The sequence below is a fragment of the Enterobacter sp. Taxon_8 genome, from assembly GCF_058354585.1.
Genome location: NZ_CM177989.1, coordinates 723578 through 749188, shown reverse-complemented (window position 1 = coordinate 749188; position 25611 = coordinate 723578). Strand labels below are relative to the sequence as shown.

28 protein-coding genes are annotated in these 25611 nt (G+C 57.8%); 15 read left to right on the top strand and 13 right to left on the bottom strand.

The window, feature by feature from the left end; all coding sequences use genetic code 11:
• The first annotated feature begins 19 nt into the window (after positions 1–19).
• The 3 genes from gshB to ruvX all read left to right on the top strand — a co-directional run bounded on the left by gshB (position 20) and on the right by ruvX (position 2031).
• Positions 20–967 carry a glutathione synthase gene (gene gshB, locus AC4IBF_RS03630; RefSeq protein ID WP_047173570.1) on the top strand — a complete coding sequence of 316 codons (948 nt, stop codon included), beginning with the start codon at positions 20–22 and terminating at the stop codon, positions 965–967.
• An 87-nt stretch (positions 968–1054) separates the two neighbouring features.
• Positions 1055–1615 (top strand): YqgE/AlgH family protein, encoded by a 561-nt coding sequence (locus tag AC4IBF_RS03625; RefSeq protein WP_020883695.1) that lies wholly within the window; start codon positions 1055–1057, stop codon positions 1613–1615.
• Positions 1615–2031 carry a Holliday junction resolvase RuvX gene (gene ruvX, locus AC4IBF_RS03620; protein ID WP_021242076.1) on the top strand — a complete coding sequence of 139 codons (417 nt, stop codon included), beginning with the start codon at positions 1615–1617 and terminating at the stop codon, positions 2029–2031. Before AC4IBF_RS03625 ends, ruvX begins: the two co-directional genes overlap by 1 nt.
• A 9-nt stretch (positions 2032–2040) precedes the next feature.
• On the opposite strand, the gene AC4IBF_RS03615 is transcribed toward ruvX, so the two are convergent.
• Entirely contained in the window at positions 2041–3021 is a 981-nt protein-coding gene (locus tag AC4IBF_RS03615; RefSeq protein WP_111963224.1) for a type IV pilus twitching motility protein PilT, read from the bottom strand.
• A gap of 17 nt (positions 3022–3038) precedes the next feature.
• Here AC4IBF_RS03615 and AC4IBF_RS03610 point away from each other — a divergent pair, with 17 nt between their 5' ends.
• Genes AC4IBF_RS03610 through hemW form a run of 5 tightly spaced genes read left to right on the top strand, consistent with a single transcriptional unit; the run spans position 3039 to position 6353 of the window.
• A complete protein-coding gene (locus AC4IBF_RS03610; RefSeq protein WP_115876245.1) occupies positions 3039–3740 on the top strand; it encodes a YggS family pyridoxal phosphate-dependent enzyme in 702 nt (233 codons plus the stop codon).
• Positions 3741–3761: 21 nt separating this feature from the next.
• Positions 3762–4328, top strand: coding sequence for a YggT family protein (locus AC4IBF_RS03605; RefSeq protein WP_111963226.1), 567 nt, complete (start codon positions 3762–3764; stop codon positions 4326–4328).
• Positions 4325–4621, top strand: coding sequence for a DUF167 family protein YggU (yggU, locus tag AC4IBF_RS03600; protein ID WP_023309131.1), 297 nt, complete (start codon positions 4325–4327; stop codon positions 4619–4621). Before AC4IBF_RS03605 ends, yggU begins: the two co-directional genes overlap by 4 nt.
• 3 nt (positions 4622–4624) lie before the next feature.
• Entirely contained in the window at positions 4625–5218 is a 594-nt protein-coding gene (locus AC4IBF_RS03595) for an XTP/dITP diphosphatase (protein ID WP_136195092.1), read from the top strand.
• Positions 5211–6353, top strand: coding sequence for a radical SAM family heme chaperone HemW (gene hemW, locus AC4IBF_RS03590; RefSeq protein WP_491463157.1), 1143 nt, complete (start codon positions 5211–5213; stop codon positions 6351–6353). The genes AC4IBF_RS03595 and hemW overlap by 8 nt, the downstream gene beginning before the upstream one ends.
• 173 nt (positions 6354–6526) lie before the next feature.
• Here the strand turns inward: hemW and AC4IBF_RS03585 are convergent, their stop codons facing one another.
• The 3 genes from AC4IBF_RS03585 to trmB are packed head-to-tail and all read right to left on the bottom strand — an operon-like array spanning position 6527 to position 8345.
• Positions 6527–7243: a YggN family protein gene (locus AC4IBF_RS03585; RefSeq protein ID WP_008499762.1), complete on the bottom strand. Its 717-nt coding sequence runs from the start codon at positions 7241–7243 to the stop codon at positions 6527–6529.
• Positions 7244–7299: 56 nt separating this feature from the next.
• Positions 7300–7626, bottom strand: coding sequence for a YggL family protein (locus AC4IBF_RS03580; RefSeq protein WP_003862421.1), 327 nt, complete (start codon positions 7624–7626; stop codon positions 7300–7302).
• Entirely contained in the window at positions 7626–8345 is a 720-nt protein-coding gene (trmB, locus tag AC4IBF_RS03575) for a tRNA (guanosine(46)-N7)-methyltransferase TrmB (protein WP_491463156.1), read from the bottom strand. Before trmB ends, AC4IBF_RS03580 begins: the two co-directional genes overlap by 1 nt.
• A gap of 144 nt (positions 8346–8489) precedes the next feature.
• Between trmB and mutY the strand changes: the two genes are divergently transcribed.
• The 4 genes from mutY (at position 8490) to AC4IBF_RS03555 (ending at position 12468) form a co-directional block, all read left to right on the top strand.
• Positions 8490–9542: an A/G-specific adenine glycosylase gene (gene mutY / locus AC4IBF_RS03570; RefSeq protein WP_168708010.1), complete on the top strand. Its 1053-nt coding sequence runs from the start codon at positions 8490–8492 to the stop codon at positions 9540–9542.
• Positions 9543–9568: 26 nt separating this feature from the next.
• The gene (locus AC4IBF_RS03565) at positions 9569–9841 is read left to right on the top strand and encodes an oxidative damage protection protein (protein ID WP_023309138.1); all 273 of its coding nucleotides are present in this window, start codon (positions 9569–9571) and stop codon (positions 9839–9841) included.
• A gap of 56 nt (positions 9842–9897) precedes the next feature.
• Positions 9898–10974 (top strand): membrane-bound lytic murein transglycosylase MltC, encoded by a 1077-nt coding sequence (gene mltC, locus AC4IBF_RS03560; protein ID WP_111963230.1) that lies wholly within the window; start codon positions 9898–9900, stop codon positions 10972–10974.
• A gap of 237 nt (positions 10975–11211) precedes the next feature.
• Entirely contained in the window at positions 11212–12468 is a 1257-nt protein-coding gene (locus AC4IBF_RS03555; protein WP_115876247.1) for a nucleoside permease, read from the top strand.
• 79 nt (positions 12469–12547) lie between these two features.
• Here AC4IBF_RS03555 and citG read toward each other — a convergent pair whose 3' ends face one another.
• The 8 genes from citG to AC4IBF_RS03515 are packed head-to-tail and all read right to left on the bottom strand — an operon-like array spanning position 12548 to position 19859.
• A complete protein-coding gene (citG, locus tag AC4IBF_RS03550) occupies positions 12548–13351 on the bottom strand; it encodes a triphosphoribosyl-dephospho-CoA synthase CitG (RefSeq protein WP_133295124.1) in 804 nt (267 codons plus the stop codon).
• Positions 13329–13868, bottom strand: a complete 540-nt coding sequence (gene citX / locus AC4IBF_RS03545) for a citrate lyase holo-[acyl-carrier protein] synthase (RefSeq protein ID WP_136195089.1) — start codon at positions 13866–13868, stop codon at positions 13329–13331. The genes citG and citX overlap by 23 nt, the downstream gene beginning before the upstream one ends.
• Positions 13869–13870: 2 nt before the next feature.
• Positions 13871–15388 carry a citrate lyase subunit alpha gene (citF, locus tag AC4IBF_RS03540; protein ID WP_249576569.1) on the bottom strand — a complete coding sequence of 506 codons (1518 nt, stop codon included), beginning with the start codon at positions 15386–15388 and terminating at the stop codon, positions 13871–13873.
• Between the two features lie 10 nt (positions 15389–15398).
• Positions 15399–16274 carry a citrate (pro-3S)-lyase subunit beta gene (gene citE / locus AC4IBF_RS03535; protein WP_023344877.1) on the bottom strand — a complete coding sequence of 292 codons (876 nt, stop codon included), beginning with the start codon at positions 16272–16274 and terminating at the stop codon, positions 15399–15401.
• Complete coding sequence (citD, locus tag AC4IBF_RS03530; protein ID WP_003862439.1) at positions 16271–16564, bottom strand: citrate lyase acyl carrier protein; 294 nt, start codon at positions 16562–16564, stop codon at positions 16271–16273. Before citD ends, citE begins: the two co-directional genes overlap by 4 nt.
• A 16-nt stretch (positions 16565–16580) precedes the next feature.
• Positions 16581–17603, bottom strand: a complete 1023-nt coding sequence (citC, locus tag AC4IBF_RS03525) for a [citrate (pro-3S)-lyase] ligase (RefSeq protein ID WP_136195087.1) — start codon at positions 17601–17603, stop codon at positions 16581–16583.
• A gap of 13 nt (positions 17604–17616) precedes the next feature.
• The gene (locus AC4IBF_RS03520) at positions 17617–18480 is read right to left on the bottom strand and encodes a fumarylacetoacetate hydrolase family protein (RefSeq protein ID WP_047173579.1); all 864 of its coding nucleotides are present in this window, start codon (positions 18478–18480) and stop codon (positions 17617–17619) included.
• Between the two features lie 17 nt (positions 18481–18497).
• Entirely contained in the window at positions 18498–19859 is a 1362-nt protein-coding gene (locus tag AC4IBF_RS03515) for a 2-hydroxycarboxylate transporter family protein (protein ID WP_047173580.1), read from the bottom strand.
• Positions 19860–20204: 345 nt separating this feature from the next.
• Here AC4IBF_RS03515 and AC4IBF_RS03510 point away from each other — a divergent pair, with 345 nt between their 5' ends.
• Positions 20205–21830, top strand: coding sequence for an ATP-binding protein (locus AC4IBF_RS03510; RefSeq protein WP_164850639.1), 1626 nt, complete (start codon positions 20205–20207; stop codon positions 21828–21830).
• On the top strand, positions 21820–22512 hold the full coding sequence (locus AC4IBF_RS03505; RefSeq protein WP_115876257.1) for a response regulator: 693 nt from the start codon (positions 21820–21822) through the stop codon (positions 22510–22512). The genes AC4IBF_RS03510 and AC4IBF_RS03505 overlap by 11 nt, the downstream gene beginning before the upstream one ends.
• 54 nt (positions 22513–22566) lie before the next feature.
• Here AC4IBF_RS03505 and AC4IBF_RS03500 read toward each other — a convergent pair whose 3' ends face one another.
• Positions 22567–24702: an ornithine decarboxylase gene (locus AC4IBF_RS03500; protein WP_367896918.1), complete on the bottom strand. Its 2136-nt coding sequence runs from the start codon at positions 24700–24702 to the stop codon at positions 22567–22569.
• A gap of 181 nt (positions 24703–24883) precedes the next feature.
• On the opposite strand from AC4IBF_RS03500, the gene AC4IBF_RS03495 reads away from it, so the two are divergent.
• Positions 24884–25597, top strand: a complete 714-nt coding sequence (locus AC4IBF_RS03495) for a DUF554 domain-containing protein (RefSeq protein WP_047173584.1) — start codon at positions 24884–24886, stop codon at positions 25595–25597.
• Positions 25598–25611 lie beyond the last annotated feature (14 nt).

Below are 25611 nucleotides of genomic sequence, written 5' to 3'. Positions count from 1 at the left end.
AGCATTAACGGAGAAGAACATGATCAAGCTCGGCATCGTGATGGACCCCATCGCAAACATTAACATCAAGAAAGATTCCAGCTTCGCCATGCTGCTGGAAGCGCAGCGTCGCGGCTATGAACTCCACTATATGGAGATGAACGATCTTTACCTGATCAACGGTGAAGCCCGCGCCCGCACCCGCATCGTTAACGTCGAGCAGAACTACGACAAATGGTACGAATTCGGCACCGAGCAGGACATTGCGCTTGCCGATCTCAACGTCATCCTGATGCGTAAAGATCCGCCATTCGACACTGAATACATCTACTGCACCTATATTCTCGAACGCGCAGAAGAGAAAGGAACGCTGATCGTCAACAAGCCGCAGAGCCTGCGCGACTGCAACGAGAAGCTCTACACCGCCTGGTTCTCTGACCTGACGCCGGAAACGCTGGTGACCCGCAGCAAAGCTCAGCTGAAGGAATTCTGGCAGAAGCACGGCGACATCATCATGAAGCCGCTGGACGGCATGGGCGGTGCGTCGATTTTCCGCGTGAAAGAGAGCGACCCGAACATTGGCGTGATTGCCGAGACCCTGACCGAGCTGGGCACGCGTTACTGCATGGCGCAGAACTATATTCCGGCGATCAAAGACGGCGACAAACGCGTTCTGGTCGTGGATGGCGAACCGGTTCCTTACTGCCTGGCGCGTATCCCGCAGGGTGGTGAAACCCGCGGTAATCTGGCCGCCGGTGGCCGCGGCGAACCGCGTCCGCTGACCGAAAGCGACTGGGAAATTGCCCGCCGCGTTGGCCCGACGCTGAAAGCCAAAGGCCTGATCTTCGTTGGCCTGGATATCATCGGCGATCGTCTGACCGAAGTGAACGTCACCAGCCCGACCTGCATTCGTGAAATTGAGGCTGAATTCCCGATTTCGATCACCGGAATGCTGATGGACGCTATCGAAAAACGTTTACAGAAATAACCTAACAATACTATTAGTGACAGCGCCTGTGTTTGTCCCCATACTGGGCGCTGTCGCTTTTTAAACCAGGAAACAGTACCTCTGACAATGAATTTACAGCATCACTTTCTTATTGCCATGCCTGCTCTCCAGGACCCGATTTTTCGCCGCGCCGTGGTTTATATTTGTGAATACAATGAAGACGGCGCGATGGGTATTATCATTAATAAACCGCTGGAAAATCTTCAGGTTGAAGGAATTCTGGACAAGCTGAAAATCTCGGCTGAAGAGCGCCTGCCGGAAATACGGCTTGATAAACCTGTGATGCTGGGCGGACCTCTTGCAGAAGATCGCGGTTTTATCCTGCATACGCCGCCGGTGTTCTCTTCCAGTATTCGAATTTCGGATAACACCGTCATCACCACCTCGCGTGACGTGCTCGAAACGCTGGGTACCGCAGAGCAGCCTTCTGAAGTGCTGGTGGCGTTGGGCTATTCGTCCTGGGAGAAAGGCCAGCTTGAGCAGGAGATCCTCGATAACGCATGGCTTACCGCGCCTGCGGACATGAATATCCTGTTTAAAACCCCCATCGCCGATCGCTGGCGTGACGCGGCGAAGCTGATTGGTATTGATATCCTGACCATGCCTGGCGTAGCGGGGCACGCCTGATGAGCGGAACGCTTCTGGCCTTCGATTTTGGCACCAAAAGCATTGGCGTCGCCGTGGGGCAGCGCATCACCGGTACCGCGCGTCCGCTTACTGCCCTGAAGGCCAACGACGGTACGCCGGACTGGAATCTTATTGAGCGTCTGCTCAAGGAGTGGCAGCCGGATGACGTTATTGTTGGGCTGCCGCTGAACATGGACGGTACCGAACAGCCGCTTACCGCCCGGGCGCGAAAGTTCGCCAATAAAATCCATGGCCGCTTTGGCGTCTCCGTTAAGCTTCACGACGAGCGTCTTAGCACCGTCGAAGCGCGTGCGGGTCTGTTTGAGCACGGCGGCTTCCGGGCGCTCAACAAAGGCAGCGTGGACTCCGCTTCTGCCGTGATTATCCTCGAAAGCTATTTCGAACAGGGCTTTTAAGCACGGGGCCTACAGCCGCCCCTGCGCCCGTCTCTCCGCCAGGCTCTGGTCAAAGTTCTGCATTCCTGCCTGCAGACCGGTTTGGATGATGCCGGGCAGTTGCCACGTTTTCCCTTCACGAATAAGATTTGCCGCCGCAGCGGTGTTCACCAGCAGTTCATACAGCGCGACGCGGCCGTCCTGCAGATCGGGAAGCAGCTTCTGCGCCAGCACTGCCCGGAGGCTGCCGGCCAGCTGGTTACGCACCGGATCTTTCTCCTGCGCCGGGAACGTATCGACCAGCCGTTCAATCGCCTGCGATGCCCCGCGCGTATGCAGCGTCGCCAGCACCAGATGTCCGGTTTCCGCCGCCGTTAGCGCCAGGCGGATCGTTTCGCTGTCGCGCAGCTCCCCCAGCAAAATAACGTCCGGATCCTGGCGTAAGGCGCTGCGCAGCGCGTCGGCAAATGACGGACTATGCTGGCCAATCTCCCGCTGCTGGATCAGGCAACGCTCGCTCTGATAGATAAACTCCACCGGATCTTCAAGCGTGAGGATATGGCCGTCAGTATGGTGGTTGAGAAAATCGACCATCGCCGCCAGCGTAGTGGATTTGCCGCTGCCGGTCGCCCCCGTGACCAGAATCAGCCCGGCGTCATTGGATAACAGTTCCGGGATTGCCCGCGGCGCGCCCAGCGTAGCGAGCTGCGGACAGGTACGCGGCAACAGCCGCAGCGTCACAGAGACACCGCGCATCTGCTTAAAGGCACTCCCGCGCAGACGCTGGCCTCCCGTTACCGTCGCGGCAAAATCCACCTGTCCATTTGCCCACCATGTTCCCTGCTGCTCATCGTTGAGCCACGCTTTTAACAACGCCCCGACGTCAGGAGGAGGAAACGGTGCCGGTTCAAGGCGGCCCGTTCTGCGCCAGCGGGGTGGCGAATCACTGCACAGGTGTAGATCGGAGACGTTATGCTTTACACTAAGGGCCACAATTTCTTCCACATCCATAGACTACTCCTCGGAAAATGAACGACATTGCGCATAACCTGGCACAGGTCCGGGACAAAATCTCAGCCGCCGCAACGCGTTGCGGCCGGGCTTCAGAAGAAATTACGCTGCTTGCAGTCAGCAAAACCAAGCCTGCGAGCGCCATCGCAGAAGCTATTGACGCAGGCCAACGCGCGTTTGGTGAAAACTACGTCCAGGAAGGCGTGGATAAAATTCGTTCCTTCCAGGAACAGGGGAATACGGATCTGCAGTGGCACTTTATTGGTCCACTGCAGTCGAACAAAAGCCGTCTGGTGGCGGAGCACTTTGACTGGTGCCATACCGTTGACCGTCTGCGCATTGCGACACGCCTGAACGACCAGCGTCCGTCAGAGATGCAAGCGCTTAACGTGCTGATTCAAATCAACATCAGCGATGAAAACAGCAAGTCCGGCATTGCGCTGAGCGAGCTGGATGCGCTGGCAGCCGAAGTGGCCGCCCTGCCGCGCCTAACCCTGCGCGGGCTGATGGCAATTCCGGCGCCTGAGTCAAGTTATGAAAGGCAGTTTGCCGTGGCACAGCAAATGGCTGTAGCATTTGAGGCGCTTAAAGCGCGCTATAACACGGTAGACACGCTTTCTCTGGGCATGTCGGACGATATGGAAGCCGCCATCGCGGCAGGCAGCACTATGGTGCGCATCGGCACGGCAATTTTCGGTGCGCGCGACTACTCAAAATAATAAGGAATCCTGAGGAACGCCATGAAGACGTTGACTTTCCTGCTCTCAACTGTGCTTGAGCTGTATACGATGGCGCTTTTGCTGCGCGTCTGGATGCAGTGGGCCCGCTGTGATTTTTACAATCCGTTCTCGCAGTTTGTCGTGAAAATCACGCAGCCTGTTGTCGGACCGCTGCGTCGTATTATCCCGGCGATGGGCCCCATCGACAGTTCGTCTCTGCTGGTGGCGTTTATTCTGAGCGTTATCAAAGCGATCGTGCTGTTTATGGTCATCACCTTCCAGCCGATTATCTGGATTGCTGCGGTCCTGATTTTAATCAAGACCGTCGGTCTGCTGATTTTTTGGGTGCTGCTGGTCATGGCCATCATGAGCTGGGTAAGCCAGGGCCGTAGTCCGGTAGAATATGCGCTGATCCAACTGGCCGAACCGCTGCTGCGCCCGATTCGCAACCTGCTGCCTTCGATGGGCGGTATTGATTTCTCGCCGATGATCCTGGTACTGCTGCTCTATGTGGTCAACATGGGGATCGCTGAGCTGCTGCAGTCCACGGGCAATATGCTGCTGCCGGGGCTGTGGATGGCGCTATGAGTGCAGTAAGCACCTGCGCTGACGGGCTGGTTTTGCGGCTGTATATTCAGCCCAAAGCCAGCCGTGACGGTATTGTTGGGCTGCATGGCGACGAGTTAAAAGTCGCCATCACCGCCCCGCCGGTTGACGGCCAGGCGAACGCGCATCTGACCAAATATCTGGCAAAACAGTTTCGCGTCGCCAAAAGCCAGGTCATCATTGAAAAAGGTGAACTTGGGCGACATAAACAGGTAAAAATCCTTAATCCGCAATCTATCCCGACGGAAGTCGCGGCTCTGAAAGAACAGGACTAAACCATGCAGAAAGTTGTTCTCGCGACCGGCAACGCCGGTAAAGTGCGCGAGCTGGCCTCGCTATTAAATGATTTTGGTCTGGACGTGGTCGCCCAGACCGATCTTGGCGTGGATTCCGCCGAAGAGACGGGGCTGACGTTTATCGAAAACGCGATCCTGAAAGCGCGTCACGCCGCGCAGATTACCGGCCTGCCCGCGATTGCTGACGACTCCGGCCTGGCCGTGGATTTTCTCGGCGGCGCACCGGGGATTTACTCCGCGCGCTATTCCGGCGTTGACGCCACCGACCAGCAGAATCTGGAAAAGCTGCTTGTCGCCCTGAAAGACGTACCGGACGAACAGCGCTCCGCGCAGTTCCACTGCGTACTGGTCTATATGCGTCACGCGGAAGACCCTACGCCGATCGTCTGCCACGGCAGCTGGCCGGGCGTGATTACTCGTGAAGCGGCTGGCAACGGCGGCTTTGGCTACGATCCGATTTTCTTTGTCCCGACCGAGGGCAAAACCGCTGCGGAACTGACCCGCGAAGAGAAAAGCGCGATATCCCACCGTGGACGCGCGCTGAAACTGTTACTGGAAGCACTGCGTAATGGCTAATTTGCCGCCTCTGAGTCTTTATATTCACATCCCGTGGTGCGTGCAGAAATGCCCGTACTGCGATTTCAACTCGCACGCGCTGAAGGGCGAAGTGCCGCACGATGACTACGTTGCGCATCTGCTGGCCGACCTGGACGCCGATGTACCTTACGCACAGGGACGTGAAGTTAAGACCATTTTCATAGGTGGCGGTACGCCGAGCCTGCTGTCAGGCCCGGCGATGCAAACGCTGCTGGACGGCGTGCGTGCGCGCCTGAACCTGGCAGCGGATGCTGAAATCACGATGGAAGCCAACCCCGGTACCGTTGAGGCCGACCGTTTTGTCGACTATCAGCGCGCGGGCGTGAACCGCATCTCCATCGGCGTGCAGAGCTTTAGCGAGCCGAAACTGAAGCGCCTGGGGCGTATTCACGGCCCGGAAGAGGCGAAGCGCGCGGCAAACCTGGCGACCGGTCTTAATCTTCGCAGCTTTAACCTGGATTTGATGCACGGCCTGCCGGATCAATCGCTGGAAGAGGCGCTGGACGACCTGCGCCAGGCGATCGAACTGAACCCGCCGCACCTGTCGTGGTACCAGCTCACCATCGAGCCCAACACCCTGTTTGGCTCGCGTCCGCCGGTGCTGCCGGATGACGACGCGCTGTGGGATATCTTCGAGCAGGGTCACAGGCTTTTAACCGCTGCGGGCTATCAGCAGTACGAAACGTCGGCGTATGCAAAGCCGGGCTACCAGTGTCAGCACAACCTGAACTACTGGCGTTTTGGTGACTATCTCGGGATTGGCTGCGGCGCGCACGGCAAGGTGACCTTCCCGGACGGGCTGATTCTGCGTACTGCCAAAACCCGCCACCCGCGCGGGTATATGGAAGGCCGCTACCTGGAGCGCCAGCACGACGTCGAAGCGGCGGATAAGCCGTTTGAGTTCTTTATGAACCGCTTCCGTCTGCTGGAAGCCGCGCCGCGCGCGGAGTTTGCGCTGTACACAGGGCTGGCGGAATCGGTGATTCGCCCGCAGATTGACGAAGCGCTGGCGCAGGGGTATCTCACCGAGAGTGAGGAATACTGGCAGATCACCGAGCACGGCAAGCTGTTCTTAAACTCCCTTCTTGAGCTGTTCCTCGCCGAAGAATCCTGAAGGCGGATTCAGGATTTTGCATCCCGTTCTGCCGGCTGAGGGAAAGGTTGGCAGAGTGTGGGGATGATCGACCTGAAGAGATAGGCGATCACCATGGGTAAAGGATGTTAAAAATTGTTCGCCATGTCCCCGGGCCGTACACCCTGAAAGGGAGAGGTTAGGGTTAGGGGACCTTACTTCAGCGTCCCCACCAGCGCCTTCCGGCTGTCTTCCAGCGACACCACGCGTTTACACACGTCTTTGCCGAACTGCTGGAAATCATCTTCCTGGTTCTTCCACTCGTTCTGAATGGAGGTCTGCAGGCCGCCCAGACTGCCCAGCACGCCCTGCAGCGGGTTACCGCCGCCTTTCAGCACCGCTTTGGCGCCCATCTCGTTGATGCTGTCCTGCAGGATGCCGCCCATCGCCTGGTTCACCAGCTGCTGCCCGTCGGCACGGACCTGATCGATCGCCTTATAGTGGAACGTCAGGCCGTCGGAGCGCGTCTCGATAATACGGTTCATCTGCTCTTTAAGCTGCTTGTCCAGCTTCGTCAGGCGGGTGCGCATGTTGCTGCTCTCCCCCACCTCTTTGGTGATGATCTTATCCAGCGCCACGCGGCTCTTTTCGACGCGCGTCAGGGCACCTTCATTAATCCACGGCAGCGCGGTACGCAATTCGGACTGGTAGTCTTTCGCCTGCTCGCGCTGTGCGGCAGTCAGGTTGTACTGCTTGCCGTTATAGGTGACGTTCCCTTCTGGCGTAATCACCAGATTGCCGTTCTCGCCTTTGACCTGCACGGTTTGCGGGCTTAACACCACGTCATCACGCGGGGTGACGCTACATTGATAATCCGCATGGGCGGTGAATCCGGTTGCCATCAAAGCAACTGCCAGCAACGTTTTGCGCATCTTAAACACTCCCTCAGACAAAACGGGCCAGCTAATGCTGGCCCCTTACTGCTTAATTAGTCCCACCAAACGTCGAAAAGTTCGCTGACGCGGACATCTTCGAGCTTGTGGTCTTCAAGCCACTTACGTACCAGAGCCTGATGTTCTTCAGTGCATTTACCCACTTCCTGGGTGCAGATCAGACCTTCCCAGGCCAGATAGCCGCTACCGTCGAAGGCCAGTTTGTTTGGCTCGATCACCTCGTTGATGAACGCATCCACGTCCTGATCGATCTGCTCAACGCTGGTGCCTTCCGGGAAACGCCACGCAACGGAGAAGCCCACTTCCTGGAATTCTTCGATGTGCATCTTTTTACGCAGACGACGGCTACGATTCTTTGCCATTATTTCACCCTCTCGAACATTAAGTCCCATACACCGTGACCAAGACGATGGCCACGCTGTTCAAATTTCGTTACCGGACGCGATTCCGGACGCGGTACATAGTCGTTGCTCGCAGACTGGTTTTTATAGCCGTCCAGCGACGACATCACTTCCAGCATATGTTCCGCATACGGTTCCCAGTCGGTCGCCATATGGAAGACACCGCCCAGCTTCAGCTTGCTTTTCACCAGCTCGGCAAACGGCGCCTGAACGATACGGCGTTTATTATGACGCGCTTTGTGCCACGGGTCAGGGAAAAAGAGCTGAACCATGGTTAAAGAATTGTCAGAAATCATTTTGTGCAGCACTTCCACCGCGTCGTGACACATCACGCGCAGGTTCTCAACGCCCTCTTCGTGGGCCGTTGCCAGACACGCGCCCACGCCCGGCGAATGCACTTCGATACCGAGGAAGTTCTGCTCCGGGCGAGCTTTCGCCATGGTCACCAGCGAGGCGCCCATACCGAAGCCAATTTCCAGCGTGACCGACGCGTCGCGGCCAAACAGCTCGGCAAAATCCAGAGGCTGCTCGCTGAACTCAACGCCCATCACCGGCCAGTAGTTGTCCAGCGCGTGTTGCTGACCTTTTGTCAGGCGGCCCTGACGACGGACAAAGCTGCGAATACGGCGCAGCGGGCGACCGTTTTCATCAAATTCCGGTGAAATGACGTCGTTTTTCATAAAAGAGTTGTCTGCTTGTGAGAATGTTCGGGAAACGGGCATTATCCAAAGTTAAGGCTTCTATGCAAGCATGGGAAAGATCCGGTTTACAGCAGATTGACGCTGTGCTGCAATCTGCGTCCCTGATTATGCGAATCGATGACCATGCAAGCCTCTCAATTTTCAGCCCAGGTGCTGGACTGGTACGACAAATACGGGCGTAAAACCCTGCCCTGGCAAATTGAAAAAACGCCTTACAAAGTATGGCTCTCCGAGGTGATGTTGCAACAAACGCAGGTCGCCACGGTGATCCCTTACTTCGAGCGTTTTATGGCGCGCTTCCCGACGGTGACCGATCTGGCCAACGCCCCGCTGGACGAGGTGCTGCACCTGTGGACCGGTCTTGGCTATTACGCACGCGCGCGTAACCTTCACAAGGCCGCACAGCAGGTTGCGACGCGCCACAACGGGAAATTCCCGGAAACCTTCGATGAGGTGGCCGATCTCCCCGGCGTGGGACGCTCAACCGCAGGCGCTATTCTCTCCCTGTCTTTAGGCAAGCATTTCCCGATCCTCGACGGCAACGTGAAGCGCGTGCTGGCGCGCTGCTATGCCGTCGACGGCTGGCCGGGGAAGAAGGACGTTGAAAAACGTCTTTGGGAAATAAGTGAGGCGGTTACTCCGGCTAACGGCGTCGAGCGTTTCAACCAGGCGATGATGGATCTCGGCGCAATGGTCTGCACGCGCTCAAAACCAAAATGCGAACTCTGCCCGGTGAATAATCTCTGCGTGGCGTATGCCAACCATTCATGGGCGCAGTATCCGGGTAAGAAACCCAAGCAGACGCTGCCGGAGCGCACCGGCTATATGCTGCTGATGCAGCACGGTGACGAGGTCTTCCTCGCCCAGCGTCCGCCGAGCGGTCTGTGGGGTGGTCTATACTGCTTCCCACAGTTTGAAGATGAAGACTTGCTGCGTGAATGGCTTAAAAAGCGCGGGATTGCTGCCGATAACCTGACGCAGTTGACCGCGTTTCGCCACACCTTCAGCCATTTCCATCTGGATATTGTGCCGATGTGGCTTCCCGTGTCCTCCTTCGCCTCGTGCATGGATGAAGGCACCGCTCTCTGGTATAACTTAGCGCAACCGCCATCAGTCGGACTGGCGGCTCCCGTGGAGCGCCTGTTACAGCAATTACGTGCCGGTGCAATGGTTTAGCATCGACAAGAAAAAGAGGAATGAGTATGGCCAGAACGATTTTTTGTACTTTCCTGCAGCGTGACGCTGAAGGCCAGGATTTCCAGCTTTATCCGGGCGATCTGGGTAAACGCATCTACAATGAAATCTCCAAAGAAGCCTGGGGACAGTGGCAGAAAAAGCAGACCATGCTGATCAATGAGAAGAAACTCAGCATGATGAACCCGGAACACCGCAAGCTGCTTGAGCAGGAGATGGTGAGCTTCCTGTTCGAAGGTAAAGACGTGCACATCGAAGGCTATACGCCACCGGAAAAATAACAGCGTGCGGGGGAAACCCCGCCGTTAAAGCAAACACAACACGCACTCCCGGAATGATGAAAAAACTTTTAGCGCTAGCCCTTGTTGCGCCGTTGCTGGTCTCGTGTTCGTCGAAAAAAGGCGAAGATTACAACGAAGCCTGGATCAAGGACACCAACGGTTTTGACATTTTGATGGGGCAGTTTGCCCACAACATCGAGAACATATGGGGATTTAACGAAGTTCTTATTGCCGGACCTAAGGACTACGTTAAGTACACCGACGCCTATCTGACCCGTAGCCACATCAACTTTGATGAGGGGACGATCACGATTGAGACCATCGCAGGCACGGACCCTGCGGCTCGGCTCCGTCAGGCGATAATCAAAACCCTGCTGATGGGTGACGATCCTGGCTCTATCGATCTCTACTCCGATGCCGACGATATCACCATCTCGAAAGAGCCGTTCCTGTACGGTCAGGTTGTCGATCAGACCGGTCAGCCGATCCGCTGGGAAGGTCGCGCCACGAAATTTGCCGACTACCTGCTGCAGACGCGCCTGAAGAGCCGCTCTAACGGTCTGAAGATTATCTACAGCGTCACCATCAACCTCGTCCCGAACCACCTCGACAAGCGTGCGCATAAGTATCTGGGCATGGTTCGTCAGGCCTCGCGTAAATACGGCGTGGATGAGTCGCTGATCCTGGCGATTATGCAGACCGAATCCTCGTTTAACCCGTATGCGGTAAGCCGTTCCGATGCCCTGGGGCTGATGCAGGTTGTGCAGCACAGCGCCGGTAAAGACGTCTTCCGCGCGCAGGGTAAATCCGGCACGCCGAGCCGCAGCTATCTGTTCGACCCGCAGAGCAACATTGATACCGGCACGGCCTATCTGGCGATGCTGAACAATGTCTACCTCGGCGGCATAGACAACCCGACGTCACGCCGCTATGCGGTGATCACCGCCTATAACGGCGGCGCGGGCAGCGTGCTGCGCGTCTTCTCAAATGACAAAGTGCAGGCCGCGAACATCATCAACAGCATGGCGCCGGGGGATGTCTACTCTACCCTCACCACCCGCCACCCGTCTGCGGAATCCCGTCGCTATCTGTATAAGGTGAATACGGCGCAGAAGAACTACCGTCGTCGCTAAAAAACGGCCACTCACCCTGCCCTCTCCCCTTTGAGGTGAGGGCATCAGGCCGCCCCCATCTCCCACCCATACGAAAATGTTATTTGCATCACAATCCAAACTGCAAATTAATGTGGATTGCATTTTTTTGCGGGAGGTAACAAAACATATCGTTGCCAACTGATAGAATTGCATCAAATAACAACCCTGAATGTTCCCAAAACAACATATCTCCCGCTCACTTGTGAGGAAAGTAACATGAACCTTAAGCTGCAGCTTAAAATATTGTCGTTTCTGCAGTTCTGCCTGTGGGGTAGCTGGCTGACTACACTCGGCTCCTATATGTTTGTGACGCTCAAGTTTGATGGTGCGTCAATCGGTGCCGTCTACAGCTCGCTCGGTATTGCGGCTGTCTTCATGCCAACGCTGCTGGGCATCGTGGCGGATAAATGGCTAAGCGCCAAATGGCTGTACATGCTTTGCCATCTGGTGGGTGCGGGGACGCTGTTTATGGCAGCCCAGGTGACCACGCCGGGGGCAATGTTCATGGTGATCCTGCTTAACTCGCTGGCCTATATGCCAACGCTTGGGCTGATCAACACCATCTCCTACTACCGCCTGAAGTCTGCGGATATGGATATCGTGACCGATTTCCCGCCAATCCGTATCTGGGGCACCATCGGCTTTATCATGGCGATGTGGGGCGTGAGCTTCGCGGGCTTCGAACTGAGCCATATGCAGCTCTATATCGGTGCGGCGCTCTCCGTGGTGTTGGCGATCTTCACCCTGACGTTGCCGACCATTCCGGTTTCTAACCAGCAGAAAAACCAGAGCTGGAGCACCATGCTCGGCCTGGACGCCTTCGCGCTGTTCAAAAACAAACGCATGGCGATCTTCTTTATCTTCTCCATGCTGCTGGGCGCGGAGCTGCAGATCACCAACATGTTCGGCAACACCTTCCTGCACAGCTTCGATAACAACCCGCTGTTCTCCGGCAGTTTTATCGTTGAACATGCGTCGGTCATGATGTCCATCTCTCAGATCTCTGAGACGCTGTTCATCCTGACCATCCCGTTCTTCCTGAGCCGCTACGGCATCAAGAACGTCATGCTGATCAGTATCGCGGCGTGGATGTTGCGCTTCGGCCTGTTCGCCTACGGCGATCCAAGTCCGTTCGGCACCGTGCTGCTGGTGCTGTCGATGATTGTTTACGGATGCGCCTTCGACTTCTTCAACATCTCCGGTTCGGTGTTTGTGGAAAAAGAAGTGAAGCCTGAAATCCGCGCCAGCGCGCAGGGTATGTTCCTGATGATGACCAACGGCTTCGGATGTATTCTGGGCGGCGTGGTTAGCGGTAAAGTGGTTGAGATGTACACCACTAACGGCATCACCAACTGGCAGCCGGTGTGGCTGATCTTCGCGGCGTACTCGCTGGTGCTGTTCTTCGCGTTCATCGCGCTGTTCAAGTACAAGCACGTGCGCGAGCCGCACGGTGCGCAGCCGATCGCGCATTGATTGTTGTGCCCGGTGGCGCTGCGCTTACCGGGCCTACAAAACAAGACCGTAAGCCGGGTAAGGCGAAGCCGCCACCCGGCTATTTTATTCCAGACAGCACCCAACCCACCGACAGCAAATCCGCGCTACCGCCCGGGCTCAGGTTCCGTTCAATCAGTGCGTTATCCATCTTAAGCAACGCCTCGCGGTCCCAGCCGTTAGCCAGCAGTTCCCGCGCGTAGCCCTGAACGTAGCGCAGCCCTTCCATGCCGCCGCGTGAAACCAGATTACTGTCCTGATTAACCGCCATCAGGCGTAACAGCAGGCCGTGAAGTGAATGTCCGTTCCACTGCGCCAGCGCCTTACGGACCGTCGCAAAGCCGCTCTCAGCCTCGCCGCGCGCCCCGGTTAAGCCGTACTGCTGAAACTGCCGCTCGCCCGCCGTCGCCTGCCCGCTGCGTGCGGCCAGCTCCCGCGACACCAGCCCGCGGCAGATGTTACTCACCTCACAGCAGAGGCTATCTGCGGAGATCTTTTTCACACGACCGGCGGCGAAGCACAGTAAACCCAGGGCAAAAATCCCGCCCTTGTGGGTATTCACTCCGTTCGTCGCGGCGTACATCGCCTGCTCGCAGGCCATCCCCATCGGGCGGAGAAGCCTTAGCTGTTCGTCAGCGGGTTTATCCGCATGCGCGCTGCCCCACTCGGCAAAGCGCGTAAACCACGGCGTAATCGCCATAATGCTGCGAACGAACAGCGCATGGTCCATATCGCGATGGGAACCGTTATTGAGCTTGTCCACCAGCCCCGGCTTGGGCGTCAGCTCCAGCTCCTGCCACAGCGCCGCTTCGGCAAGCGCAGGCACGTCAACCGGGCGCGGTTTAGTCGCGAGCAAACCAGTCATCGATCATTTTCTCCACGCGGGAAACCACCTGCTCCACAGGATGAGCGCGCGAACGGGAACAGGCATGAGCGGGCTCGTCGCAGATCAGGCAACGCCTTAGATTTGCGCCCAGCGACTGACGCCCGACGTGGCCGTGCTGAGGGCAGATCACGTCCAGGTCCCACAGTCTGCCGAGCGGGTGCGTCTGCTCCAGATCCGCACAGTGCGCTTTGATTTCCGCCGCCGGATGGGCCACGCACCACAGGGCTTCTGGCCCGGTCGGGAGCCATAGAACCTGGCGGTCCAGCACCTGCCAGCGGTTTTCCCACAGCAGCTGGTCGCACATCTGCAGCGCCACGCCCATGGTATTGCGATAGCGCAGGCTGTCCTTGATTTCCCCTGGCGTGACCAGCGTGAGGGAAATCACCGGTTGTTGATAGTGCTCGAGCATGTCAGCCTGGCGCTCTGCACGGCGCTCTTTCGCCGCCAGCAGTTCGTCCAGGCTGACACCCGTCCGCACGGGTGTCGCTGAAATCATACTTACTCCTTCACCTGTCGCACGGTGTCGATCACGCTGCCGTCGCGGTAGCGGATCACCCCGACGATTTTGTCGGTAAACTCTATCGGTTTAGGGATGCCGGTCAGGGAGATCGCCCGCTCGTACAGCGCGTTGATATCCACAACCTTCAGCCCGGCTTCCAGCAGCCGCTCGCGGATTTCCGGACGCGCCGGGTTAACCGCGATGCCGTGGTCGGTGACCAGCACGTCGATGCTTTCGCCCGGCGTGAGGCGCGTGGTAACCCGCTTCACGACCGTGGGAATGCGGCTGCGCAGCAGCGGCGCAACGACGATGGTCAGATTCGCCGCGGCGGCCACGTCGCAGTGCCCGCCGGACGCGCCTCGCATCACCCCGTCGGAGCCGGTGATGACGTTGACGTTGAAATCAACGTCGATTTCAAGCGCGCTGAGGATCACCACGTCGAGCTGGTCGCAGCTTGCCGCCTTGCTGCCGGGGTTGGCGTAGACGTTGGTGGAGATCTCCACGTGGTTCGGGTTGCGCGCCAGCGAAGCCGCCGCCTGACCGTCAAAGCACTGGGTATCGAGCAGCTTTTCGATCAGCCCCTTCTCGTGCAGGTCCACCAGGCTGCCGGTGATGCCGCCGAGCGCAAAGCGCGCCTTCACGCCGCTGCGCTCCATCTTCTCTTCCATAAAGCGGGTGCAGGCCGTGGCCGCCGCGCCGGAGCCGGTCTGCATCGAGAAGCCCGGTTTGAAATAGCCGGAGTGCTCGATCACGTCCGCCGCATAGCGGGCGATCATCAGCTCGCGCGGGTTGCTGGTGACGCGCGCCGCGCCGACGCTGATTTTCGCCGGGTCGCCTACGCTTTCAACCTGCACGATGTAGTCCACCTGGTCCTGCACCAGGCTGGCGGGCATATTGGGGAACGGCACCAGTTCTTCAGTCAGCAGCACCACCTTACGGGCAAAGTGCGCGTCCACCATGGCGTACCCCAGCGAGCCGCAGCACGATTTTCCGTGCGTCCCGTTGGCGTTGCCAAACTCATCGCTGCACGGCACGCCGAGAAACGCCACGTCGATATTCAGCTCGCCGTCCTGGAGCAGCTTCACGCGACCGCCGTGGGAGTGGATTTGCACCGGCTCGTCCATCAGCCCGTGGGAGATGGCATCCGCCAGCCTGCCGCGCATGCCGGAGGTGTAAATCCGGGTGATGACGCCGCTTTCGATATGCTCGATCAGCGCGTCGTTGCAGGTCATCAGCGAGCTGGAGGCCAGCGTCAGGTTTTTAAAGCCCATGCGCGCCAGCAGCGCCACAACGGTGTTGATCACCCGGTCGCCTTCGCGAAACGCGTGGTGGAAGGAGATGGTCATGCCGTCCTGCAGGCCGCAGCGCTTAACCGCCTCTTCAACAGAGGCGCACAGCTTGCGGCTGTGTTTCGCGTCGCTGTCCGCCAGCCACGGCGTGGCGCTGTGGGCGGTATCAAACGGTTTTAGGTCCCGCAGATGGGGAAAATTCACGTGAAGAAGTTCTGTCTGATTCATTATTTCATCCTTACCGACGCACGCCGGAGGCCGCCGCGCGCTCCAGCACCACCTGCGCGTGGTTAATAATCGGTGCATCCACCATTTTGCCGTTGAGCGACACCACGCCCAGGCCGTTACGCTCGCCCTCTTCTGCCGCCTCAATCACCCTTCTGGCGTGATCCACCTCTTCCTGCGTCGGGGCGTAGGCGTTGTGCAGCAGGTCAATCTGGCGCGGGTTGATCAGCGATTTGCCGTTAAAGCCCATCTTGCGGATCAAATCGACCTCGCGCAGGAACCCGGCCTCGTCGTTAACGTCTGACCACACCACGTCGAAGGCGTCGATACCCGCCGCGCGGGCGGCGTGCAGCACGGCGCAGCGGGCGTAGAACAGCTCGGTGCCGTCGCCGCGCTCGGTCTGCATGTCCATCACGTAGTCAAAGGCGGCCAGCGCAATGCCGATGAGGCGCGGAGAGCTGCGGGCAATCGCCACGGCGTTGATGACGCCAATGGCCGACTCAATCGCCGCCATCACGCGGGTGGAACCGATCTCGCGGCCGCACGCCTGCTCGATGCGCTCGAGGTGACCCTCCAGCTCGTAGATGTCGTCCGGGGTATCGGTTTTCGGCAGACGAATCACATCCACGCCTGCCCGCACGGCGGCTTCCAGATCCAGCAAGCCAAACGGCGTGCTCAGCGGGTTAATGCGCACCACGGTTTCGATATCCTGATACATCGGATGCTGCAGCGCGTGGAACACCAGCATGCGCGCGGTATCCTTCTCGCGCAGGGCAACGGCGTCCTCCAGGTCAAACATGATGGAGTCGGGACGGTAGATAAAGGCGGTGGAGAGCATGGCGGCGTTGGCGCCCGGCAGGAACAGCATGCTGCGGCGGAGTTTGCTCATTTCAGCGCCTCCCAGTTGATGGCCTGTTCATCGGCGGCACGCATCAGCGCGCTTTGCAGGCGGGCGCGGATCACACAGTCCAGCGCCCCTTTGTCTTCAATAATGATTAATCCCTGGTGCACGTTCATGGCGCGCAACGTGTCGTTGACCACCTGGCGAATTTGCTCGCCAAACTGCTTAATCACTTCACTGTGGATGACTATCTCCAGCTCGCCGTGAGCGGGAGCGATTTTCACCATCAGGTCGCTGGACTCCTGCGTTCCGGCCAGCGCCTCCCTTACAATTTTCATGATAAATTCCTGGTAGTTAAGCGACTTCCGCACTCGCACGGTAATGCGTTTCGAGATGCGCGAAGGTGGAGTCCGGGACAATCTCCCGGATCCTGGAAAACTGCTGTGTCTTCAGTAATCGACGCACTTCGGACGCCGATATGGCGTTACCGGTGGCCTTGATGCGCGGCATTTCCACCACCTCAATATGTGAGGCCAGCAGGTCGTGCAGCGTCTGGTTGTACTGGCGGGTGATATCGCAGAACGGCTCCGAGCCGATGAAGCGGTGCGTGATGCCCAGCGCCGGGGCGATAAAGTCCCGGAAGATCAGCACGTCGATCTCGCTCCACGCCTGCTGCACTTTGCCGGTCTCCTTCAGGAAGTAGGCCGGGAAGGTAGCGCGAGAGATGATGTACTGCGAGCCTTCATGCACCACAACGTTCGGCAGATGCGCCACCCCCGCGCGCACCATCTCCAGACGGGCGCTGAACGGAAAGAACGAGGCGTCTTCACGCACCACGAACAGGTGCAGGGCGTCGCACCGCTGCGCCGCCTGCTCCACCAGATGGCGGTGGCCGAGGGTGAACGGATTGGCGTTCATCACTATCGCGCCAATGTTCTCCCCGCACTTGCGCTTCGCGCGCAGGGAACGGCAGTAGCGCTCGATCCCCTGCGGGGTGTTCTCCATCAGCACCGCGTTGTTCCCGCTCTGGGCAATCGGCCAGAAGCCGCTGCGGGCAAAGCGCTCCCGGTTGCACGGACGGGTGCAGAGGAAGAGGTGAAAATGGCCGCACTCCAGCGCCGCATTTTCCACCTCTGCCAGCAGCCGCGCGCTGAGGTTCTCGCCGCGAAGCTGCTCGTTAACCGCCACGCATTTGATGACGTTGGCAGCAAGCCCTGCGCAACCCACCAGCTGCGAGCCGGACCAGGCTTCGACGAACAGCGTGATGTCGTTGTCCAGGCCAAGGCCGCTGTCTGCCAGCAGGTAGCGGATCTGGCTTAAGCGTTCCGGGTGTTTCGCCACGAGGGTGTGGCGAAAATCGATGGGTTGCGAGTGCATGCTGCCGCCTTACTTAATGTGCTGCCGCAAGCCCGACGGCTGGCGCTTCCACGATTACGTTGCTCAGATGACCGATATGCTCGATCTCCACCTCAATGCGATCGCCCTCTTTCATAAACAGCGGCGGATTGCGCTTTTTACCCACCCCGCCCGGGGATCCGGTGATGATCACATCGCCGGGACTTAAGCGGGTGAAGGTGCTGATGTACTCGATCAGCTCCGCAACCTTGTGGATCATGCTGCTGGTGTTGTCTTCCTGCACCATGCGGCCGTTCAGCCAGGTGCGGATTGCAAGCCTGTGCGGATCGGGGATCTCATCTGCCGTCGCCATCCACGGGCCAAACGCGCCGGTTTTGCGCCAGTTTTTACCGGCGGTAAACCAGGTGTGCTGCCAGTCGCGGGCGGAGCCGTCCATGTAGCAGCTGTAGCCCGCCACGTGACGCAGGGCGTCGTCACGGCTGATGTTTTCCCCACCTTTACCGATGATCACCGCCAGCTCGCCTTCGTAGTCGAATTCGCTGGAGTGGCGCGGCTTCAGCACCGGTTCGTTGTGGCCGGTCTGTGAATCCGGGAAGCGGACAAACAGCGTTGGGGCCGGGTTGTGCTGGTCAAACTCCTTGCGCTTGTCGGCGTAGTTCATGCCCACGCAGAGGATTTTTTCCGGCTGCTCAATCACCGGTAAGAAGGTGATGGCGCTCATCGGCACGTCCACGGCATCGTTCAGGTAGCGGGTGGCCTGTGCCAGCCCGTTACCCTGCAGCAGCGCTTTAAGATCGCTGTAGCGGTCGCCAAGACGGCGGCCTAAATCAATCACGCCGTCGGCCTGGACGATGCCGTAGCTGCGTTTTCCCTGGTATAAAAAGCTTGCGAGTTTCATTGTTCTTTCCTGAAAACTTAAACGAGGAAGTTGCCCAGAATCAGCAGTGAGACAGAGACGTTAATCGCCCCGCCGATACGGGTAGCAATCTGGGCGAATGGCATCAGGCTCATGCGGTTGCCTGCGGTCAGGATCGCCACGTCGCCGGTACCGCCCTGACCGCTCTGGCAGCAGGAGACGATGGCGACATCAATCGGGTGCATACCAATCTTTTTGCCGACGAAGAACCCGGTCGCCACGAGCGCGGAGACGGTGCTGATAATCACCAGCAGGTTGGTCAGCGTGAAGGCGGCCACCAGTTCATGCCACGGGGTGATAGCCACGCCAACGGCAAAGAGAATCGGATAGGTCACAGAGGTCTGGAAGAATTTGTACACCACCTGAGAGCCTTCCAGCAGGCGCGGAGAGGCACCGTTACAGAGCTTCACCAGAACCGCCATAAACAGCATGCCGACCGGAGCAGGCAGGCCAATCAGCTTGTGGCCGAGCATGCCCAGCATGTAGAGCAGCACCGCCAGCAGCGCGCCGGAGGCGATAGTGGTCACGTCCGCCTTGCCGGAGAATGCAGGCTGAGAGACGGTGGCATCGGCATTGGCGCGGTTAGGCATCAGCTGGCCTTCACCGGTCAGGTGTGGATAACGCTTGCCCAGCTGGTTCAGGCAGCCGGAGATGATGATCGCCGTCAGACCGCCGAGCATGACCATCGGCAGCACGCGACCGAGCGCCACGCCCTGGTCCATATGCAGCAGGGTGGCATAGCCGATGGAAAGCGGGATTGCCCCTTCGCCCACGCCGCCCGCCATAATCGGCAGAATGATAAAGAAGAAGATCTGGAATGGCTCAAGACCCAGCGCCAGGCCGACGCCCATCCCTACCAGCATGCCGACGATTTCGCCGCACAGCATCGGGAAGAAAATGCGCAAGAAGCCCTGGATCAGCACCGTGCGGTTCATGCTCATGATGCTGCCGACGATAATGCAGCAGATGTAGAGATAGAGGATGTTGGTGGATTTGTAGAACTTGGTGGTGGACTCGACCACCACGTCCGGCAGCAGGCCGTAATAGACCAGCGCGGAAGGGATAAAGGTGGCGCAAATCGCCGCCGCGCCGAGCTTGCCGACAATCGGCAGGCGTTTGCCAAACTCGCCGCAGGCAAAGCCGAAGAAGGCCAGCGTGGCCACCATGACCACGATATCGCTCGGCAGTTTTCCGCCCAGGCAATCAATGGCAATCAGCACGCCCGCCAGAACGAACAGCGGCAGAGGAATAATCCCGATTTTCCAGGTATCCATAATATGCCACCAGCGCTCTTTGAGCGAAGGTCGCTGAATTTCAATCGGGTCGTGGGTAACAGAGAAAGAATCGTCAGTTGTGCTCATAATAAGCCCCTTGGTTATTTTGTGCGTTCAGCTTAGAGTCACAAAGGCTTACTTTATGTGAGGGATGGCATATTAAAAGCGAAGTTTTAATGGCAGCTATGGTTTTAATGGTTTCTTTTATTTAATGTGATTTATACCTTATTTATTGCCGTGGTTTTTATGGTTTCTTTTCTAAATTGAACAAACAAATAACATTTGTTGATGCAGCCCAAAGCACGTTAGCCTTTTGGATAACGCTTTTACAGCGCCCGCTGTGCAAGGGATCACAAGTTTTCGGCAAAGCGGGCGTACGCGCAAAAAAAGATGATATATTGGCGATCTTTGTCGCTACCTTGCGTGATAGTTATGAAAGTCTCTTTCCAGATCAAGCTGTTTATTTCGCTGGTTGCCTTTTTCTCAGTGCTTTTTGCGTTACTGGGCGGATATTATTATGCCGACGTAGGGAAACAGCTTTATCAGGAAATGAGTACGCGAGCCAAAATACAGGCTGAAGAGATTGCGCTTATTCCGACATTGCGTAATGAAGTTGAACAAAAGAATATCAACGCCATCCATGATTTTATGCAGAAGATTTCTGCGCATAGCGACGCCAGCTTTATTGTGATTGGTGATAATAAAGGCCAGCATCTTTTTCACTCCGTCTTTGCCGACAGAGTGGGCACCACGCTGGTAGGCGGTGACAACGAAGCCGTATTGCAGGGTAAAAGCATCACCACCATCCGCAAAGGCGGGCTGGGCATTTCGCTGCGCAGTAAAGCCCCCATCTTCAACGCTGCAGGACAGGTGGTCGGCATCGTTTCGGTCGGCTATCTCACCAGCTACCTGGACACTATTACCGTCAGTAAGGTGGTCAACATTCTGATTGCCGCCGTGCTGCTGCTGATTGCTCTCTTTATCTTCTCCTGGTTCTTTACCCGCAGTATTAAGAAGCAGATCTTCTCCCTTGAGCCGCGCGAGATCGGCCTGCTGGTGCGTCAGCAGAAGGCCATGATGGAGTCTATTTATGAAGGGGTGATTGCCATTGACGATCAAAGGCGGATTGAAGTCATCAACCAGGCGGCGCGCAAGCTGCTGGGCCTGAGCCAGCCGGCCCGTGAACTGCGCGGACAGCTGATAAGCCAGGTGATCGATCCGGTCCCGTTTTTCGACACGCAGACGATGCTGGCGAAAGATACCCATGACGAGATTTGCCGTTTTAACGATCTCACGGTGATTGCCAGCCGGGTACACATCATGCTTGAGGGGTCGCTGCAGGGCTGGGTGATCACCTTCCGCGATCGCAACGAGATCGACTCGCTGAGCGCCCAGCTCAGCCAGGTCAAACGCTATGTCGATAACCTCCGCATTATGCGCCACGAGCAGTTAAACCGGATGACCACCCTCTCCGGTCTGCTGCATATGGGCCGCTATGAGGAGGCGATTGGCTACATTCAGGCGCAGTCTGAACACGCCCAGGAGCTGCTGGACTTTATATCTTCACGCTTCAGCTCACCGACCCTGTGCGGTCTGCTGCTGGGGAAAGCCGCCCGCGCGCGGGAGAAAGGCGTTGAATTGTGCTTCGATCCGGCCTGTCGGCTGGATAAATCATTCCTCCCCCTCGGGGAGCAGGAACTGATTTCAATTATTGGCAACCTGCTGGATAACGCCATCGAAGCGACGCAGCGGTCGCCGCTTCCCCACGCGCCGGTGGAGGTGCTGATAAAGCTCAGCGAACAGGAGCTGATTATTGAAGTCGCCGACCAGGGCGTTGGCATTACACCGGAGATCCGTGAGCGGATCTTTGAACGCGGCATCACCACCAAGACGCGCGGCGATCATGGGATTGGTCTGTATCTGATCGAAAGCTATGTCACACAGGCTGGCGGCGCAATAGAAGTTGCCGATAATACCCCGCGCGGCGCCATTTTCTCCCTGTTTATCCCGGCCACGGGAACCGCCCGGCAACTGGAAGACACCGACTATGCAACATGAACTTATCGACGTACTGATTGTTGAAGACGAGAACGAACTGGCGCAACTGCACGCGGAGCTGATAGGCAAACATCCGCGTCTGAGGCTGGTGGGCATTGCCTCGTCGCTGGCTGCGGCCCAGGCAGAGCTTGCAAATAAACAGCCGCAGCTGGTGCTGCTGGATAACTACCTGCCGGACGGCAAAGGGATCTCGCTTATCAATAACCCCATGCTGGCCCGCGCCAACTGCTCGGTGATTTTTATTACTGCCGCCAGCGATATGGACACCTGCAGCCAGGCCATCCGCAACGGCGCGTTCGACTACATCCTCAAACCCGTCTCCTGGAAGCGGCTCAGCCAGTCGCTGGAGCGGTTTGTACAGTTTGCCGAACAGCAGCGGGTCTGGAAGATTGTCGACCAGCAAAACGTCGATTCGCTGTATCAGCTGCAGGCGAAAAACTACCGCCTGGACAACGGCAGCAAAGGCATTGAGGAAAATACGCTGGCGCGGGTGCAGTCGCTGTTTAACGACAAGGCAACGCACTGCTTTACCGTGGATGAGGTGGTGAGCGAGACGGGGTTGAGTAAAACCACCACCCGTCGCTATCTGGAACACTGCGTCGAGGCGGGTTTTCTGACGGTGGAGATGCTGTACGGTAAGATTGGGCATCCGAGGAGAATGTACAAGCGTAGTGCGGTTTGATGAGACGTTCCCTCTCCCTGGGGGAGAGGGTTAGGGTGAGGGCAGCAGCCCGCACTATCTCAGCACATACCCATACAGCCGCTTAATCCCGTCGGCATCCTTCTCGCTGTAAACGCCCTGCAGTTCCGGCGAGAAGCCCGGCAGTAGGTTGATGCCCTCCTCCAGCGCCAGGAAGTAACGCTGTACCGCCCCGCCCCAGACTTCACCCGGCACCACGCACAGCACGCCTGGCGGATAGGGCAGCGCCCCTTCGGCAGCAATTCGCCCTTCGGCATCCCGTATGCGAACCAGCTCCACGTCGCCTCGAATATAGGCCCGGTTCGCATCCTGCGGGTTCATCACCACCTCAGGCAGGCTCTCCTTGCGGAACATCGCCTTCTGCAAATCCTTCACGTCGAAGCTGACGTAGAGATCGTGCATCTCCTGACACAGCTGGCGAAGGGTGTAATCCCGGTAGCGCACCGGGTATTTCTGAAAAATCGTCGGCAGCACGTCCGCCAGCGGCGTGTCGTCTTCAATATGCTGTTCAAACTGGCCCAGCATCGCCACAAGCTGTGCCAGCTTCTCGCTGCTTTCGGCAGGGGTCAGCAGGAACAGGATCGAGTTAAGGTCGCATTTCTCCGGCACGATGCCGTTTTCGCGCAGGTAGTGCGCCAGAATCGTCGCCGGGATCCCGAAATCCGTGTACTCGCCGGTTTCGGCATCGATGCCCGGCGTGGTCAGCAGGAGCTTGCACGGGTCGACAAAGTACTGCTCGCTTGCATAGCCCTCAAAGCCGTGCCATTTGGCCCCCGGCTCGAAGCTGAAGAAGCGCAGCTCGCTGGCAATGGCGTGCGTCGGATGATCCTGCCACGGCCGCCCCGCTACCACCGGTGGGATAAACGGTTTGATCATATGACAGTTGGCAATGATTGCCTTGCGCGCTTCAATCCCCAGCTCGACGCACTCCGCCCACAGCCTGCGTCCGCTTTCCCCTTCGTGGATCTTGGCATTCACATCCAGCGCTGCGAACAGCGGATAAAACGGGCTGGTGGAGGCATGCAGCATAAACGCGTTGTTCAGCCGCTTGTGAGGGCAAAAACGCGCCTGACCGCGAATGTGGTTATCCTTTTTATGGATCTGCGAGGTTTGCGAGAACCCGGCCTGCTGTTTGTGCACCGACTGGGTCACGAAAATCCCCGGATCGTTCTCGTTCAGCTCCAGCAACAGCGGGGACGTTTCCGCCATCATCGGAATAAACTGCTCGTAGCCCACCCAGGCGGAGTCAAAGAGAATGTAGTCGCACAGATGGCCGATCTTATCGATCACCTGACGGGCGTTGTAGATCGTCCCGTCGTAGGTGCCAAGCTGAATGATCGCCAGGCGGAACGGACGTGCCTCATCGGCCTTCTCCGGTGCCGCCTCGCGGATAAGATCCCGCAGATACGCATCGTCAAAGCAGTGGTCGTCAATTCCGCCAATAAAGCCAAACGGATTACGCGCGGCCTCAAGGTAAACCGGCGTCGCACCCGCCTGGATCAGCGCCCCGTGGTGGTTAGACTTATGGTTATTGCGGTCGAACAGCACCAGGTCGCCGCGGGTCAGCAGCGCGTTGGTCACTACCTTGTTGGCCGCTGACGTGCCGTTCAGCACGAAGTAGGTTTTATCCGCGTTAAACACTTTCGCCGCGAACTTTTGCGCGTGCTTAGCGGAGCCTTCGTGGATCAGCAGATCGCCCAGCTTCACGTCGGCGTTGCACATGTCGGCGCGAAACACGTTCTCACCGAAGAAATCATAGAACTGTCGCCCTGCCGGGTGCTTTTTGAAAAAGGCCCCGTGCTGGTGGCCCGGACAGGCGAAAGTGCTGTTGCCCATCTCCACATACTGGCTCAGGGTGTCGAAAAAAGGCGGCAGCAGATTCTCTTCATAACGGCTGGCAGCGCTCTCCAGTTCCAGAAACTCCTGAGCTTTGCCCGAGATGACCGCGGTGGCGCCGTCGGGCACCTCCATTGGCTCTGGAGAAAAAATAAACACCGGCAGCTGAAAGCCCGTGCGTTTCAGCAGTGCAAGGATACCGCTGCGGCTTTCAGCCGTTGTGATGACGACGGCCGCCACATCGGTAAAATCAGTGCTGTCCAGCGTCACCTTTTCGCGGTGCGTAGACACAGTGGAGAGCAGCTCGCGGCTGACGGCAATTTTCATGGTTTTCATAGGCGCAGTTACCCTCACCGGACGGTGAGACAGGGAGGAGAAAATTCGCGCAATAATGTCACCTTTTATTTTGAGGTGCAAGAAGGAATCAGTATGCACGAAATCAGCCAAAGCTAAGGCCCGCGAAGCCCTGCCGTGCCATAATAATGCAATATCAATGATTAAATAACAGGAGTTAACTTTGGTTATCGGGCCATTTATTAACGCAGGAGCCGTATTGCTGGGCGGCGTACTCGGCGCCGTGCTGAGCCAGCGGCTGCCGGAGCGGATTCGCACCTCCATGCCCTCAATATTCGGCCTGGCATCGTTAGGGATTGGTATTCTTCTGGTGATCAAATGCGCCAACCTGCCGGTGATGGTGTTGGCCACCCTGCTCGGCGCGCTGATTGGCGAATTTTGCTATCTGGAAAAAGGCATTAACAGCGCGGTGAGTAAAGCCAAAAACCTGATTGCCCGACCGGGCAAGGCGAAACACGGCACGCACGAGACGTTTATTCAGAACTATGTCGCCATCATTATTCTGTTTTGCGCCAGCGGCACCGGGATTTTCGGTTCGATGCAGGAAGGGATGACGGGCGACCCGAGCATTTTGATTGCAAAAGCGTTTCTTGATTTCTTCACCGCCACTATTTTTGCCACCACGCTCGGCATTGCCGTGGCGGCGATTTGCGTCCCGATGCTGCTTATCCAGCTGGCACTGGCTACCTGCGCCACGCTAATTCTCCCGCTAACCACGCCCGCAATGATGGCAGACTTTACCGCCGTCGGCGGCCTGCTGCTGCTGGCTACCGGGCTGCGCATCTGTGGGATCAAGATGTTTGCCGTGGTGAATATGCTGCCCGCACTGCTGCTCGCCATGCCGCTCTCCGCGCTCTGGACGCACTTTTTCGCTTAAGGATGCGGCGAAAT